13 protein-coding genes are annotated in these 13,430 nt (G+C 67.9%); 8 read left to right on the top strand and 5 right to left on the bottom strand.

Going from position 1 to position 13,430, the window contains the following annotated elements; all coding sequences use genetic code 11:
- Positions 1-65: 65 nt before the first annotated feature.
- Entirely contained in the window at positions 66-359 is a 294-nt protein-coding gene (locus tag ACFVVC_RS08845; RefSeq protein ID WP_387451483.1) for a hypothetical protein, read from the bottom strand.
- Positions 360-443: 84 nt separating this feature from the next.
- Positions 444-1,223 (bottom strand): TetR/AcrR family transcriptional regulator, encoded by a 780-nt coding sequence (locus ACFVVC_RS08840; protein WP_387451481.1) that lies wholly within the window; start codon positions 1,221-1,223, stop codon positions 444-446.
- 115 nt (positions 1,224-1,338) lie between these two features.
- On the opposite strand from ACFVVC_RS08840, the gene ACFVVC_RS08835 reads away from it, so the two are divergent.
- A complete protein-coding gene (locus ACFVVC_RS08835; protein WP_387451478.1) occupies positions 1,339-2,268 on the top strand; it encodes an NAD-dependent epimerase/dehydratase family protein in 930 nt (309 codons plus the stop codon).
- A gap of 3 nt (positions 2,269-2,271) precedes the next feature.
- On the opposite strand, the gene ACFVVC_RS08830 is transcribed toward ACFVVC_RS08835, so the two are convergent.
- Positions 2,272-4,473 carry an MMPL family transporter gene (locus tag ACFVVC_RS08830; protein ID WP_387451475.1) on the bottom strand — a complete coding sequence of 734 codons (2,202 nt, stop codon included), beginning with the start codon at positions 4,471-4,473 and terminating at the stop codon, positions 2,272-2,274.
- Positions 4,474-4,690: 217 nt separating this feature from the next.
- On the opposite strand from ACFVVC_RS08830, the gene ACFVVC_RS08825 reads away from it, so the two are divergent.
- The 5 genes from ACFVVC_RS08825 (at position 4,691) to pabB (ending at position 9,598) form a co-directional block, all read left to right on the top strand.
- Positions 4,691-5,227 carry a MarR family winged helix-turn-helix transcriptional regulator gene (locus ACFVVC_RS08825; RefSeq protein WP_387451472.1) on the top strand — a complete coding sequence of 179 codons (537 nt, stop codon included), beginning with the start codon at positions 4,691-4,693 and terminating at the stop codon, positions 5,225-5,227.
- Between the two features lie 68 nt (positions 5,228-5,295).
- On the top strand, positions 5,296-6,114 hold the full coding sequence (locus ACFVVC_RS08820; RefSeq protein ID WP_387451469.1) for a methyltransferase domain-containing protein: 819 nt from the start codon (positions 5,296-5,298) through the stop codon (positions 6,112-6,114).
- Positions 6,115-6,152: 38 nt separating this feature from the next.
- The gene (locus ACFVVC_RS08815; RefSeq protein WP_387451466.1) at positions 6,153-6,776 is read left to right on the top strand and encodes a LysE family transporter; all 624 of its coding nucleotides are present in this window, start codon (positions 6,153-6,155) and stop codon (positions 6,774-6,776) included.
- Between the two features lie 133 nt (positions 6,777-6,909).
- Positions 6,910-7,449: a low molecular weight protein-tyrosine-phosphatase gene (locus tag ACFVVC_RS08810; RefSeq protein ID WP_387451463.1), complete on the top strand. Its 540-nt coding sequence runs from the start codon at positions 6,910-6,912 to the stop codon at positions 7,447-7,449.
- A gap of 19 nt (positions 7,450-7,468) precedes the next feature.
- Positions 7,469-9,598, top strand: coding sequence for an aminodeoxychorismate synthase component I (gene pabB, locus ACFVVC_RS08805; protein WP_387451460.1), 2,130 nt, complete (start codon positions 7,469-7,471; stop codon positions 9,596-9,598).
- A gap of 18 nt (positions 9,599-9,616) precedes the next feature.
- On the opposite strand, the gene cls is transcribed toward pabB, so the two are convergent.
- Positions 9,617-11,092: a cardiolipin synthase gene (cls, locus tag ACFVVC_RS08800; protein WP_387451457.1), complete on the bottom strand. Its 1,476-nt coding sequence runs from the start codon at positions 11,090-11,092 to the stop codon at positions 9,617-9,619.
- Between the two features lie 91 nt (positions 11,093-11,183).
- Here cls and ACFVVC_RS08795 point away from each other — a divergent pair, with 91 nt between their 5' ends.
- On the top strand, positions 11,184-12,113 hold the full coding sequence (locus ACFVVC_RS08795; RefSeq protein WP_387451454.1) for an aminodeoxychorismate lyase: 930 nt from the start codon (positions 11,184-11,186) through the stop codon (positions 12,111-12,113).
- A gap of 60 nt (positions 12,114-12,173) precedes the next feature.
- On the top strand, positions 12,174-12,638 hold the full coding sequence (locus tag ACFVVC_RS08790) for a pyridoxamine 5'-phosphate oxidase family protein (protein ID WP_387451452.1): 465 nt from the start codon (positions 12,174-12,176) through the stop codon (positions 12,636-12,638).
- Between the two features lie 22 nt (positions 12,639-12,660).
- On the opposite strand, the gene ACFVVC_RS08785 is transcribed toward ACFVVC_RS08790, so the two are convergent.
- Positions 12,661-13,368: a TetR/AcrR family transcriptional regulator C-terminal domain-containing protein gene (locus tag ACFVVC_RS08785; RefSeq protein ID WP_387451449.1), complete on the bottom strand. Its 708-nt coding sequence runs from the start codon at positions 13,366-13,368 to the stop codon at positions 12,661-12,663.
- Positions 13,369-13,430 lie beyond the last annotated feature (62 nt).

The following is a 13,430-nucleotide window of genomic DNA, read 5'->3' as shown; positions in this document are numbered from 1 at the left end:
CTGCCGTTCCGGGGATGACGACGGCGGCCGGTGCGGGCCGCGCGGGAAACGGCCCGGCAGGGTGCTTACCGGTCGGAGTCCGGGCGGCCGTGCAATGGGCCGCGCTCGTCCGCGGTCGACTGGACCTGGCCGTCGGTCAGCCCGTCGCGGATTGCTTCCTCCGTCCGCGCGCCGCCCGTGGTTCCGGCGTCGCCATAGTTGCCCTCCTCGTATTCGCCGTCAGCTTCCCGTTCCGGCTCGTTGATGGTGCCCGCGGTGCCGTAGTCCCCGTCCACGTACTGGCCACCTTCCCCCTCCAGGCCCGGGGCGCTGCTGCCCTTGCGGGGTTCCTCGGCTGCAACTTCAGGGTTCTCAGTCATGGTGCATCTCTCCTTCGAGGCTGCGCGTCCGTGCGGGCGCACTGGCAGTCTACCGACGCCCCCTGGCCGCCGACAGGGCCAGGCCTACCCGTCATTGCGGGATGCGCCTAAGTGCAGCCCCGCCACACCGGCCAGGACGGCAAGGTGGTGGTCGAAAAGTTCGGCCGGAACACTGAAGGTCTCCGGCCCGTATTGGTTGAAGGCCTCGAAGCTGACGGCGCCAAACAGGGCGCTCCACACCAGGACTCCCCGGGCCACGAGCTCCTCGGGAACGGTGAGGCCGAACTGCGCCCGGATGGCCTCCAGGTCAGCTTGGAGCGCGGCCGGGATCCGGGGCCGCACCGCATCCTCCACGGCCAGCCGCCCGGCCCGAAAAGCAGACTCCAGGATGCCGATCAGGGCGACGATCACCCGGGTACCGGGGACCGTGGTCCGCTCGGCGGGCGCGTTGTAGCCGGGGACCGGGCTGCCGAACAAGAGCGCATAGCTTGCCGGCTCCCGCAGCGCCCAGGACCGTACCGCGCGGCCCAAGGCCGTGAAGCGGCCGGCATGGTCAGCGGCTGGAACCGCCTCGACGGCGGCGTCCACCTCGTCCCCCAGCTCATTGAAGGCATCAATCAGCAGCAGCGTCAGCAGCTCATCCCGGCTTGCCACGTAGCGGTACACCGCCGAGGACACCACCCCCAAGTCCCTGGCCACCGCCCTGAGGGACAGTGCCGCGGCCCCGTGCAGGGCCAGGTGGCGCCGTCCCAGCCGGACGATGTCAACCACGGTCTGCGTCCGGGCCCGCTGCCTGGGCGTCAGGGCCCGGGCCGGTGCCGTCCCCGCATCCGTCTTCTCCGTGTCCGTCACAAGCTCCAGCATGCCACAACCGAGAGCGGTGCCAACAAAGGAGAGCAGCGCTCTTGACAAAACCGCGGCAAGCGCCCAAGCTGATTGCGAGAGCACCGCTCTCGCTACAAACTTTCCAGGAGGACTCATGGTCAAGAATTTCGTCGTCACCGGCGCTGGGCCGGTGGGCTGGACGGTTGCCGAGCAGCTCGCGGCCGATGGACACCGCGTCCGCGTGGTCACCCGGTCCGGCAGCGGGCCCGACCACCCCTTGGTTGAGCGGATCACGGGAGACGCCAAGGATCCGGAAACCCTGCGACGGGTCTTCGCAGGTGTTGATGCCGTTTTCCACTGCATCCACGGCTCGTCCTACACCGCCGCAGCCTGGGAGGCGGAATTGCCCGCAGCCGAGCAGGCAGTGTTGAACGCGGCCCACGAGGCAAGCGCCGTCGTCGTCTTTCCGGAAAGCCTGTACTCCTACAGTGAGCCGGACCGCGTGATGACCGAGGACAGCCCGCGCCGGGCGGCCGGCGGCAAGCGCGGCGTGCGCACCCGCTTGCTGCAGGCGAGGGAGGACTCAGCTGCGACAACTGTGAGCGTGGTGGCCGGGGACTTCTTTGGCCCGCGGGTCCGGATGGCGCACGGCGGCGAGCGCATCGTGGTCCCCATCCTTGCCGGCCGGAATGTCAGCGTGGTGGGGAGCGCGAACCAGCCGCACTCCTTTACCTACGTCCCGGACCTCGTCGCCGCGATGGTCGCCGCAGCTGCCAACCCCGCTGCCTGGAACTCGGTCTGGCATGCCCCCACCGGCCCGGCCCTGACGCAGCGGGAGCTGGTCCAGGCCTTTGCCCGGGCCGCGGGCGTGCCAGCACCCAAGGTGCGCGTGTTGCCGGGCTGGGCCCTGCGGGCGGCGGCGTTCTTTTCCGCCGACATGCGGGAATTAGCGGAGCTCGGCTACCAGTTTGAGCACCCGTTCGTGATGGACTCGGCCCGCTCGGAGGCCATCCTTGGCGTCCGGCCCACCCCGCTGGACGCGGCAGCCGCCGCCACCGTGGAATGGTGGCGGCGGCAGGGCTGAGCGTCAGCGGGTGGGGACCTCCGTGCGGGGCTCAACGCCGGGCTCCCAGGATTGGGTGCCGGACCCGGCCTCCGCGCGGGCCAGCTTCCCGGGCCACCAGATGTTCGGGCCGATATCGTAGGCGAGCGCCGGTACCAGCAGCGAGCGCACCAGCACGGTGTCCAGCAGCACGCCGAACGCCACGATGAAGGCAAGCTGCACCAGGAACATGATAGGGATGACGCCAAGGGCGGCAAACGTTGCGGCCAGCACCACGCCCGCGGAGGTGATCACCCCGCCGGTGACGCCAAGGCCCCGCAGGATCCCGGGCCGGGTGCCGTGCTTGAGCGACTCCTCCCGGACCCGGCTCATCAGGAAGATGTTGTAGTCCACGCCCAGGGCCACCAGGAACACGAATCCGAACAGCGGGACAGTGGCATCCGCTCCGGGGAACCCGAAGATGTTGTTGAAGACGAACGCGGACACGCCGAGCGCGGCCGCGTAGGACAGCACCACGGACAGCACCAGCAGCACCGGGGCCACGATGGAGCGCAGCAGCAGCATCAGGATGAAGAGGATCACCACGAGCACCACCGGGATGATGACCACGAGGTCGTGCTGGGCGGTGGTATTCGTATCCAGGGCGGTGGCCGTCACGCCGCCCACCAGCGCGCCGGGATCCACGGCCTTGACCTCGCCGCGGAGGGCTTTGACGGTTTCCTCGGCCTGGAGGGAGTCCGCGGCGTCGTTCAGGGTGGCGTTGATGAGGACCTTTCCGTCCCTTACGTCCGGGGTGCTGGGAGCCCCCGGCGCGCCAGTGATGGGCACGCTGCCTGGCGCCAGGAGGTAGGCCTCGCCCACGCCGTCGTCCGCTTTGACGCGGTCCAGCACTGCGGCGGCCTTGGCCTGGTCCGCAACCACGACGGCGGGGCTGCCGCTGCCGGCGTCGAAGTGGCGCGCCAGCGCATCCTGGCCGTCAACGGCATTGGAGGCTGTGAGGATGACGTCCGTTTGCGGCACGCCGTTGGCTTTGAGCTGCAGCAGGCCGCCTGCCGCCACCAGGAGCAGGAGGACCGAAGCCACCCAGACAACCCTGGGCCGGCGTGACACCAGGGACGCAGTGGCGCGCCACAGGCCTTTCTGGCCTTCCAGCCCGGTCACCAGTTCGGGTTCGCGCTGGTCGGCGGGGACCAGCTTGGGGCGGAAGGGCCAGAACGCGGCCCGGCCCAGGAGCGCCATCAGTGCAGGCAGCAGGGTCAGCGCGGCGAACAGGGCGCACAGGATGCCGGCGGCGGCAACCGGGCCGAGGGCCTTGTTGGAGTTGAGGTCCGAGAAGAGCAGGCACAGCAGGGCGATGATCACCGTGGCACCTGAGGCCAGGATGGGCTCAAAGGAGGCCTTCCAGGCGGTCAGGACTGCGGCGGTCCGGTTGGTGGTGTGGGTGAGGGCTTCGCGGAAGCGGGCCACGAAGAGCAGGGCGTAGTCCGTGGCCGCGCCGATCACCAGGATGGAGAGGATGCCCTGGCTTTGGCCGTTGAGCTGGATCCAGCCGGCCTTGGCCATGCCGAAGACCAGGAGGATGGCCGCACAGAGGGCAAAGACGGAGGTCAGCAGCACCATGATGGGCAGCAGCAGGGAACGGTAGACGATCAACAGGATGACGAAGACGGCGGACAGGGCCACAAGCAACAGGATGCCGTCGATGCCGCCGAACGCGGCGGTAAGGTCGGCGGCCAGCCCTGCGGGTCCGGTCACGAACGTTTGGGTTCCCTGCGGTGCCGCCGTGGACACCGCGTCCCGGAGTTCCTTGACGGCGTCCTTGACCTCGGTGGAGGACCCGATGGGGACTACGAACTGGACTGCCTTGGCGTCTTTGGAGGGGATCGGGCCGATCACGGTGCTGCCCAGCTTGAGGCCTTCGAGGCTGGTCTTGAGCGTGGCCAACTCTCCCAGCTGCGCGGGGGTGAAGGCGGCGGTGTTTTCGATGACGATGATGCCGGGGACCTCGTCCGAGTCCCGGAACTTTGCCTGCCAGTCCTGAGCTTCGGTGGCTTCGGCACTGGCGGGCAGGAAGGACGCCTGGTCATTGCTGGAGACTTCGTCCAGGCGGCCGAACGTGGGGCCGCCCACCCCGGCCAGTCCCAGCCAGGTTACGACCAGGACGAGGGGGATGAGCCAGCGCAGCCAGAACGGGACACGCTCTTTGGCGACTTTTGTTCGTTTCATGATGCCTTCCATCCAGGGTGCCGCGAGTAGAATTGATTCCAGCATAGATTATCTCCATCATGGAGATAAGTGCCAGTCGAGCTTTTTTCGCAGATCCGCCGGTACGGACAGTGCGGACAGGGGCGGGGCTCAGGCGGCTGCAGTAATATCCGTCAGTACGGTCGCGCAGAAACGGCCCGGCAGGAACGCGAACACGAATGGCTGAAGGGAGGTGGGCATGGCAGGACAGACTGCAGCAGGTCCACCGCCCTTTCCCCAGGCCGGACCGGAATTCGGCCCGCCGAACCCCCTGCTACGGCTTTTGCAGGAGTTCACCATCGAGGCGAACCGGTACGTGGACGCCGCCGGCGACCGCAAGGACATGCACCGGACGGACATGAATGCCCTGGCCGTGATCATGCGCCACACTGCAAGGGGCGAGGTGGTAACCCCCGGCGTGCTGCGGAAGGAGCTGAACCTCAGTTCCCCCGCCACCACGGCACTGATCGACAGGCTGGACAACTCCGGGCACGTGGTCCGCGAACGGCACGCCACGGACCGGCGCCAGGTCCAACTGAAGATGACGCCCAAGGCCTTCAGGGACGGCGGCGCCATCTTCGCGCCATTGGCCCAGCACATGGACAGTGCCATGGCGGAGTTCTCCGCGGCGGAACTTGAAACGGTGACCCGTTTCATGACCGCGATGGTCGAGGCCACCGCCGCGGCCCGGGAAGCATCCCACGACGAAGAACCCAAGGGCGGCCACCCCGGATGAGCCCCGGTTCTGTGGTGTTGGCCCCGCAGAAGCGGCAACCGCAGCCCGGTTGGGAGTAGCGTTTGGTTATGAGTGCGCAGCAGCCAGGGGAAGACGTCTACACGCACGGCCACCACGAATCGGTGGTCCGCGCCCATGCCGCCAGGACCGCTGAAAATTCCGCGGCGTTCGTCCTCCCGCACCTGACGCCGGGAACAGCCCTGCTGGACGTCGGCTGTGGGCCCGGCAGCATCACCTGCGACTTTGCCGCGCTGGTCAACCCCGGGCACGTCACCGGCCTGGACCGCTCGCCGGACATCATCGCCCAGGCCCAGGCCCTCGCCGCCGAACGCGGCGTGCCCAACGTTGAATTCGTTGCCGGCAACATCTACGACCTTGACTTCGCCGACGAAACGTTCGACCTCGTCCACGCGCACCAGGTGCTCCAGCACCTGACGGACCCCGTGGAGGCCCTGCGCGAGATGCGCCGCGTGGCCAAGCCCGGCGGCATTGTGGCGGTCCGTGATGCGGACTTCCACGGGATGAGCTGGTACCCGGCATTCCCGGAACTGGACGAGTGGATGGACCTGTACCAGCGGATTGCCCGCCGCAACGGAGCAGAGCCCGACGCCGGGCGCCGGCTGGTCAGCTGGGCCCAGTCCGCGGGGTTCACCGACGTCGCCCCCAGCAGCAGCAACTGGTTGTACGCTACGGCCCAGCAGCGCCGCTGGCAGGCGCGGGTGTGGGGCGAGCGGGTGCTGCATTCCGCCTTCGCCGACCAGGCACTTGAGTACGGGTTCGCCAACCCGGCGGATCTGGCCAGGATTTCCGCCGGCTGGCACCGCTGGGGCTCCACCGACGACGGCTGGTTCCTGATCCCCAACGGTGAAGTCATCGCCCGGGCTTAGCGCCGACGCCGGGGCGTGCCGCCCCGTACGATTGATGAGTGCAATTTTCCCTTTGGCTGGCCCTTGCGGGTGCCGGTGCCCTCATCAGCTTCACCCCGGGCGCCGGGGCCATCAACACCATGAGCAACTCGCTGAATGCGGGGTTCCGCCGGTCCATCTGGGGAATCCTGGGCCAGCAGGCAGCCTTGGTGGTGCACGTGCTGATTGTGGCCCTTGGCGTGGGGGTGTTGGTGGCAAGCTCCCCCGTGGCCTTCAACGTGATCCGCTACGCCGGTGCCGCCTACCTCGTGTACCTGGGCATTCGCCAGTTCCTGAGCAAGCCCACGGCCGCCCGGGAAGAGGCCGCCGCCCTGCGCAATGAGCCGGCGTGGTCAATTTTCCGGCGCGGATTCTGGGTCAACCTGCTGAACCCGAAGGCGATCGTGTTCTTCCTCGCGTTCACTCCGCAGTTCATCCGGCCTGAGCAACCGCTGTTCACGCAATACGCGGTGCTCACCGCCACCATCGTGGTCATCGACATCCTGGTGATGTGGTTCTTTTTCGCCGCAGCCGCCAGGTCCTTCCAGCGCTTCACGAGTACCGAGCCAGGCCAAATCGTCCTCAGCCGCGTCTTCGGCGCGCTGTTCGTGGGCGTTGGCATCCTGCTGGCCCTGATCCACTAAGTGGGACGGCGGAAGGCCCGGGCGCACCGAAGCCGCAGCGATATGACAGCCAGTAATGCATCTTTACAAACCCGTAAAACATTGTGAACAGCCCGCTAGCCAAGACGGGCAACCAGCGCGCATGCTTAGCTTCATGAACTCAACGTCGAGCCCATACCGTGTCATCACCGTCTGCACCGGCAACATCTGCCGGTCCCCCATGGCCGAGTTCATGCTTGCGGCAGCGCTGGAACGCGAAGGACTGGACGGACTGGTGCAGGTGGACTCCGCCGGCACCACAGGGTACGAGGCCGGCAGGCCCATCGACCCCCGGGCCGCCCGCCGGCTGGCGGCAGCACAATTGGCCTCCGAAACCCATATCGCCCGGGAATGGGACCCACGGTGGTTCAGCGAGCGCGACCTGATCCTGGCGCTGGACATCGACCATTACGCCTGGCTCACCGAGGCCGCACCGGGCCGGGAGGCCCTGAACAAGATCCGGATGCTCCGCAGCTTCGATCCGGCCATGGCCGGCCGCGACCGGCTGGACCAGGGCATCGAGGATCCCTGGTACGGCGGCCACGCTGATTTCGACGCCGTCTGGCACCAGATCCACTCCGCCCTTCCCGGGATCGTGGACCACATTAAGGCGGAGGCCCTGCGGGACACGGGACTGCAGCGGCAGGCACACTGAACCCGGTACGCTCTAGTCCATGATCCCAGCCCCCGTCATCATCGCCATCGACGGGCGCTCCGGCGCAGGCAAGACCACCTTGGCAGTCGAACTCGCGGCGCTGCTCCGCGCCCACCACAAGGTGTCCCTGTTCCACCTCGAGGACATCTACCCGGGCTGGGACGGGCTCGCGGCCGGCGTCGAACGCTATGTCTCCACGGTCCTCACGCCCCTGAGCCGGGGCGAGGCCGCCAGCTGGACCAGCTGGGACTGGTCCAACCATTACGACGGCGATGCCCGGGTAACGCTGCCGGCGGAGATCGTCATCGTGGAGGGGGTGGGCGCCGCGTCCGAGCCTGCCGCCCCGTTCCTGGGCGCCGTCATCTGGGCGGAGTCACCGGACGATGTCCGCCGGACCCGGGCCCTGGACCGCGACGGCGACACCTACAGGCCGTTCTGGGACCAGTGGGCGGCCCAGGAGGAAGAATGGCTGGGCCGCGACGACGTCCCCGGCCGGGCGGACCTGCGCGTCAATAACCGCGCCGACGGCTCCGCACCCGTGGACCTTTTGCGGCTCCTCCCGTACCTGCCTGCGCTGGCGCCGGTCCTCGCCCCGGAATTGTCCGCCCGCCGCGGCCTGCGCCTGCACGCCGAGCGCCTGGACCTGGCACCGGACCCACCGGCCCTGTTCGAATCCCTGTATGGCCGCTCCCCCAACGCCGTTTGGCTGGACTCCTCCAATCACCGGGACGCCCGGGCCGGCTCCGGGGAGCAGGTATCCGGGGAGGACAGGACCGCCGCCGAACGCAGCCGGTTCAGCATCATGGCTGACGACGCCGGCACGTTCGGGCAGTATGTCACGCACCGTGCGGGGGTGAGCCTCATCAGCGCGGGCTCGTCCGTGGCGAAGGTTCCGGGCCCGTTCTTCCGCTGGCTGAATACCGTCTGGGGCCGGCGGGCGGTCCGGACTCCCGAGGGCTACCCGGGCGAGTTCACCCTGGGGTGGCTGGGCTGCCTGGGTTACGAACTCAAGCGCGAAACCGGCGGCAGCGACCTTTCCGCGCCCACCCCGGACGCCGCACTGATCTTCGCCGGCCGCGCCGTGGTGCTGGACCACGCCGAAGGCGCCGCCTGGCTCCTGGCCCTTGCGGCTCCGGACACCGACGAGTGGCTGGACCGCGCGCGGGCAGCCGTGCATGCCGCCGCTCCGGCCACCGCGACCGCCGCAGGCCCCGCCGGAGCAGTGGGCACAGGAGCGGTGGGCGCCGGGGATGGCGGCGGCAGCACCGGCGTCGAACGTCCCGGCCCGCCCGCCTTCCGGAGCCGGGATACGGGCGCCCGGTACCGGGCGAAAATCGCGGCCGCCCAGCATGAGATCGCGCAGGGAAACACCTACGAAGTCTGCCTGACCACCACCCTGGAAGCCCGGATCCCGGCGGACACCCTGGATCCCTGGACCACCTACCTGGCGCTGCGCCGCCGCAACCCGGCCCCGTTCGCCAGTTACCTGCGGCTGGGGGGCCTTGCCGTCGCCAGCACCTCACCCGAACGGTTCCTGAAGATAGCGGCCGACGGAGGCATGCGCGCCGAACCGATCAAGGGCACCCGCCGCCGGGCTGCCGATCCGCAGGAAGACTCGCAGCTGCGCGCGGACCTGGCCACGTCCGTGAAGGACCGCGCCGAGAACATCATGATCGTTGACCTGCTCCGCAACGACCTCAGCCACTTTGCAGTGCCCGGCTCCGTGACGGTCAGCCGGCTTTGCGCGATCGAAAGCTATGCCACCGTCCACCAGATGGTCAGCACCATCGACGCCCGGCTGCTCCCCGGGGCGGCACGGGCCGAGGCGGTGGCGGCCTGCTTCCCGGCAGGTTCCATGACCGGCGCCCCCAAGATCAGCACCATGGCAATCCTGGACCGGCTGGAGGCCGGCCCCCGCGGACTCTACTCGGGGGCCATCGGGTACTTCTCGCTCAATTCGGCGACCGACCTCGCCGTCGCCATCCGGACCCTGGTGATTGACGCTTCCGGCGACGGAGCCGCGGACCTGACGCTCGGCGTCGGCGGTGCCATCACCTCGGACTCCGTGGCGGAGGACGAGTACGAGGAGATCCGCACCAAGGCCTTCGGCGTGCTCTCCACCCTGGGGACCGGATTTCCGGACCGCTGACCCCGGCGGGCCGGCCGGCTACTGCACCGTTGCGGTCAGCCGGGCCACGTTGTCCACGTAGCGCGCGGCGAGCGGCCGGTTGACCCAGTCCGTCAGCTTGAGCTCATGGGAAATATCCCGGTAGGTGTCCTCCACGGCCCGCATCTTGTTGACGATGTCCTCGCCCAGGAGCATCACGGACACCTCAAGGTTCAGCGAGAACGAACGCATGTCCATGTTGCTGGAGCCCAGGACGGCCACCTCGTCGTCGATGGTGAAGTGCTTCGCGTGCAGCACGAACGGCGCCTTGTACAGGTAGATGCGCACGCCTGCCTCGAGGAGGGCTTCGTAGTAGGACCGCTGCGCGTGGTGGACCAGGAACTGGTCGCCCTTTTCCGAGACGAACAATTCCACGTCAACGCCGCGCTGCGCCGCGGTGGTGATGGCATAGAGCAGGGAATCGTCCGGGACGAAGTACGGGCTGCAGATGGAGATGCGGTGTTGCGCGGAGTAAATGAGCGTGTTGAAGAGCCGCAGGTTGTTCTCCGTGATGAACCCGGGGCCGCTGGGCACCACCTGGGCCGTGACGTTTCCGGGTTCCGGGTTGGCCGGCAACTGCAGCTGGTGCTCCAGTGACTCATCGGTCTCGCTCAGCCAGTCGGTGGCGAAGACGACGTTGAGCGTGGTGACGATGGGGCCGCGCAAGCATGCCATCAGCTCCACCCACTCGCGTCCGGCCTTGCGGTGCCGGGGATTGTTGTAGGAGGGCTCGATCAGGTTCTGCGACCCCGTGAACGCGATCTCGCCGTCCACCACCATGATCTTGCGGTGGTTGCGCAGGTCCGGCCGGCGCCACTGGCCGTGGATGGGCAGGAGCGGGAGCATCCGGCGCCACTGGATCTTGCCTGCCCGGAGGCGCTTGAGCAGATTCCGGTAGCCCTTGATGCGGAGGGTGCCGATGTGGTCGAAGAGGAGCCGCACTTCCACGCCCCGTTCGGCGGCTTCCTCCATGGCAGTGAGCAGGTCGTTGGTGACGTGGTCCGAGCTCATGATGTAGAACTCGGCATTGACGAACTTCTTTGCCTTCCGCACGGCCTGTGTCATGGCCAGGATGGAGTCCGGGTACCCGGGGATCAGGTCCACGGAGTTGTTGTCCACCATGGGCAGTGATCCCAGCGTGCGGTTGAGCTCAGCGGCGGACTTCACCCATTCCGGGCCGGGGTAGTCGCTTTCCGCGTCCGAGAGGGCGCTGATGCCTGCCCGCACGCGGTCGTTCACCAGTTCCTGCTGCGCCCGTCGGCGGCTGGACAGCTGGAAGTTGCCGAACAGCAGGAACAGGACGATGCCCACGAACGGAATAAAGAAGATCCCCAGCAACCAGGCCATGGCCGTGGTGGGGCGCCTGTTGCCGGGGATGATTCCCAGGGCAAGGATCCTGATCACCAGGTCGGCAAAGCCCAGGAGCACCACAACCCACGTCGGCGCGGTGCCGGCAAGCGAAAAAGGCCACAACACGTCAATAACTCCCGGAGATCGGGCTCCGGAGGACGGTTCCGGCCGGCGCACTCCGCCCAGCTTAGCGGCGCCGCCGCACTAAGCTGGTGCCATGAGCTCTCCAGCCCCCGTGGTTCTCGTTTTCCTCGACCCTGCCTACCCTGACGGCAGGGTGGCCGACGCCGCCAAACCGCAGCTCCTGGTCACGGACCTGGGCGTCACCCGGGGTGACGGCATCTTCGAAACCATGCTGGCCGTGGGTGGAACGGTCCGGAAAGTGCAGGCCCACCTGGACCGGCTTGCAGGCTCCGCCCGCGCGCTGGACCTTGGGATTCCGGAGCAGGACGCGTGGCAGCGCGCCATTGCGGCCGCCGTTGCCCGGCACCGCGCCGCGAACCCGCCGTCGGAGGCCGACGCCGACGAACTGGTGGTCAAGCTCGTGGTCACCCGCGGCGTCGAGGGCGCCCCCACCCCCACGGCCTGGGTGCAGGTCTCACCTGCCGGAGCAGCGGGCCGCCGCCAGCGGGAAACCGGCATCGACGTGATCCTGCTGGACAGGGGCTACGACAGCGACGTGGCCGAACGGGCCCCGTGGCTGCTCATGGGTGCCAAGACGTTGTCCTACGCCGTCAACATGGCAGCCCTCCGGCACGCCCACAAGCAGGGCGCGGACGACGTCATCTTCGTGTCTTCCGACGGCCGCGTCCTGGAAGGCCCCACCTCCACCGTGCTGCTGGCACACGTGGATAAGTCCGACGACGGCCGTGAAGTCAAGCGCCTCATCACGCCACAGCTGGACAGCGGCATCCTGCCCGGAACGTCCCAGGGAGCCCTCTTCGCGGCGGCCAAGGCGGCGGGCTGGGAACTCGGGTATGGCCCGCTGGAGCCCCGCGACCTGCTGGACGCGGATGCGGTCTGGCTGATCTCCAGCGTCCGCCTGCTGGCCCCCGTGAACCGGATCGACGGCAAGGAGATCGGCACCCCGGCCGTGCAAAAGGAACTGACTGCCGAGCTGAGCGGGCTTTTCGCCGGGATCCAGTAACCGCGCAACAGGGCCACCGGCCCCTTTTGCCCTCCGGGCTTCACCCGTAAGGTGTGGACCATGGACTCGCACAAGCTGCCGATCGAAAACCTCTCCTTTGACGACTGCTGGGAACTCCTCGCCAATGACACCGTGGGCAGGCTGGCCATCGTGGTGGATGAGCATCCCGAAATCTTCCCCGTGAACTACATCGTCCATCTGCGCAGCATCGTCTTCCGCACCGCGCCCGGCTCCAAGCTCTGGGGCGCCAAAATGGAGCGGCCGGCCGCGCTGGAGATCGATGGCTACGACCCCGCCACCGAATTGGCATGGAGCGTGGTGGTGCGCGGCGATACCGGGATCATCGAGGACCAGGCGGTCAAGGACCAGGTGGACGGCCTGGGCCTGGAACCGTGGCAGCCTGGCGAAAAGGCCAACTATGTCCGGTTGAACGCCAAGGCCCTGACCGGACGCAGGTTCCAGGTCAACCGGCCGGACGTCTGGAACACCCGCGTGCAGGACCGCCGCCGGGCTTCGTTCGAATAGTGCGCCGCTTGCCGCTTCCGCGCTAACCGGGCTGTACTGCAGCAGCCTGCCGGGAAAGCTGTGCTTCCAGCCCGGACAGCAGGATGGTGAGCCCCTGGTCGAGCTCGTTGGCGCCGTCGTAATCTGACAGTGCCGGCGCCAACGCCCGCAGCTTGGGAAATTCCTTGGCGGGCAGGCGGTGGAGCCCCAGCCGGAGCAGCACCTCGTTCTCTTCGGGGTCCACCACGAACTCCTGCAGTTCGTTGAGGATGTGGCCGTAGAGGAAGCCGTAGTACACGCGGTAGACGTGCAGCGCGTCGGACGGTTCGAATCCGGCTGACACCAGCAGGGAAAGGATCTTCTCCAGCGGACGCAGAGTGCCCAGCGGACGCAAGCCAAGCGGCGTGGAGAGGGGCCGGGTCACCAGCAGGGGCACCACGTTGGGATGCTGGAGGGCCAGCGCCCGCAGGTTGTGGGCGATCGCCCGCAACTGCGCCTTCCAGTCCGGATCATCCTGATGGATGGTGAGCTGGTCAAGCACCAGCTCAGAAACCCCATCGAGCAACGCGGCCCGATTTTCCGCGTAGCGGTAAAGGCTCATCGGGTCCCTGCCAAGCTCTTGGCCCAGGCGGCGCATGGTCAAAGCGTCGAGCCCTTCTGCATCCACCATTTCCAGCGCTTTTGCCAGCACGATGTCCCTGCTGAGCCGGGCCTTGACCTTGCCGGTACCGGAAGGATTGGGGGAAGTCATGGATTTGTCCTCGCTGCGGACAACTGACCCGAGATCATTCGAGAGGGTTGCCTCATATGTAG

The sequence above is a fragment of the Pseudarthrobacter sp. NPDC058196 genome, from assembly GCF_042882685.1.
Taxonomy (GTDB): domain Bacteria; phylum Actinomycetota; class Actinomycetes; order Actinomycetales; family Micrococcaceae; genus Arthrobacter.
The sequence above is the reverse complement of the archived record's forward strand: the minus strand, read 5'-3'. Positions and strand labels throughout refer to the sequence as shown.

Excerpts from the sequence above, each read along its gene's own strand:
- ACFVVC_RS08830 (WP_387451475.1), bottom strand. The coding sequence starts at position 4,473 with ATGAAACGAACAAAAGTCGCCAAAGAGCGTGTCCCGTTCTGGCTGCGC.
- ACFVVC_RS08790 (WP_387451452.1), top strand. The coding sequence starts at position 12,174 with ATGGACTCGCACAAGCTGCCGATCGAAAACCTCTCCTTTGACGACTGC.
- ACFVVC_RS08835 (WP_387451478.1), top strand. The coding sequence starts at position 1,339 with ATGGTCAAGAATTTCGTCGTCACCGGCGCTGGGCCGGTGGGCTGGACG.
- ACFVVC_RS08810 (WP_387451463.1), top strand. The coding sequence starts at position 6,910 with ATGAACTCAACGTCGAGCCCATACCGTGTCATCACCGTCTGCACCGGC.
- ACFVVC_RS08820 (WP_387451469.1), top strand. The coding sequence starts at position 5,296 with ATGAGTGCGCAGCAGCCAGGGGAAGACGTCTACACGCACGGCCACCAC.
- pabB (WP_387451460.1), top strand. The coding sequence starts at position 7,469 with ATGATCCCAGCCCCCGTCATCATCGCCATCGACGGGCGCTCCGGCGCA.
- ACFVVC_RS08840 (WP_387451481.1), bottom strand. The coding sequence starts at position 1,223 with ATGCTGGAGCTTGTGACGGACACGGAGAAGACGGATGCGGGGACGGCA.
- ACFVVC_RS08825 (WP_387451472.1), top strand. The coding sequence starts at position 4,691 with ATGGCAGGACAGACTGCAGCAGGTCCACCGCCCTTTCCCCAGGCCGGA.
- ACFVVC_RS08785 (WP_387451449.1), bottom strand. The coding sequence starts at position 13,368 with ATGACTTCCCCCAATCCTTCCGGTACCGGCAAGGTCAAGGCCCGGCTC.
- ACFVVC_RS08845 (WP_387451483.1), bottom strand. The coding sequence starts at position 359 with ATGACTGAGAACCCTGAAGTTGCAGCCGAGGAACCCCGCAAGGGCAGC.
- ACFVVC_RS08795 (WP_387451454.1), top strand. The coding sequence starts at position 11,184 with ATGAGCTCTCCAGCCCCCGTGGTTCTCGTTTTCCTCGACCCTGCCTAC.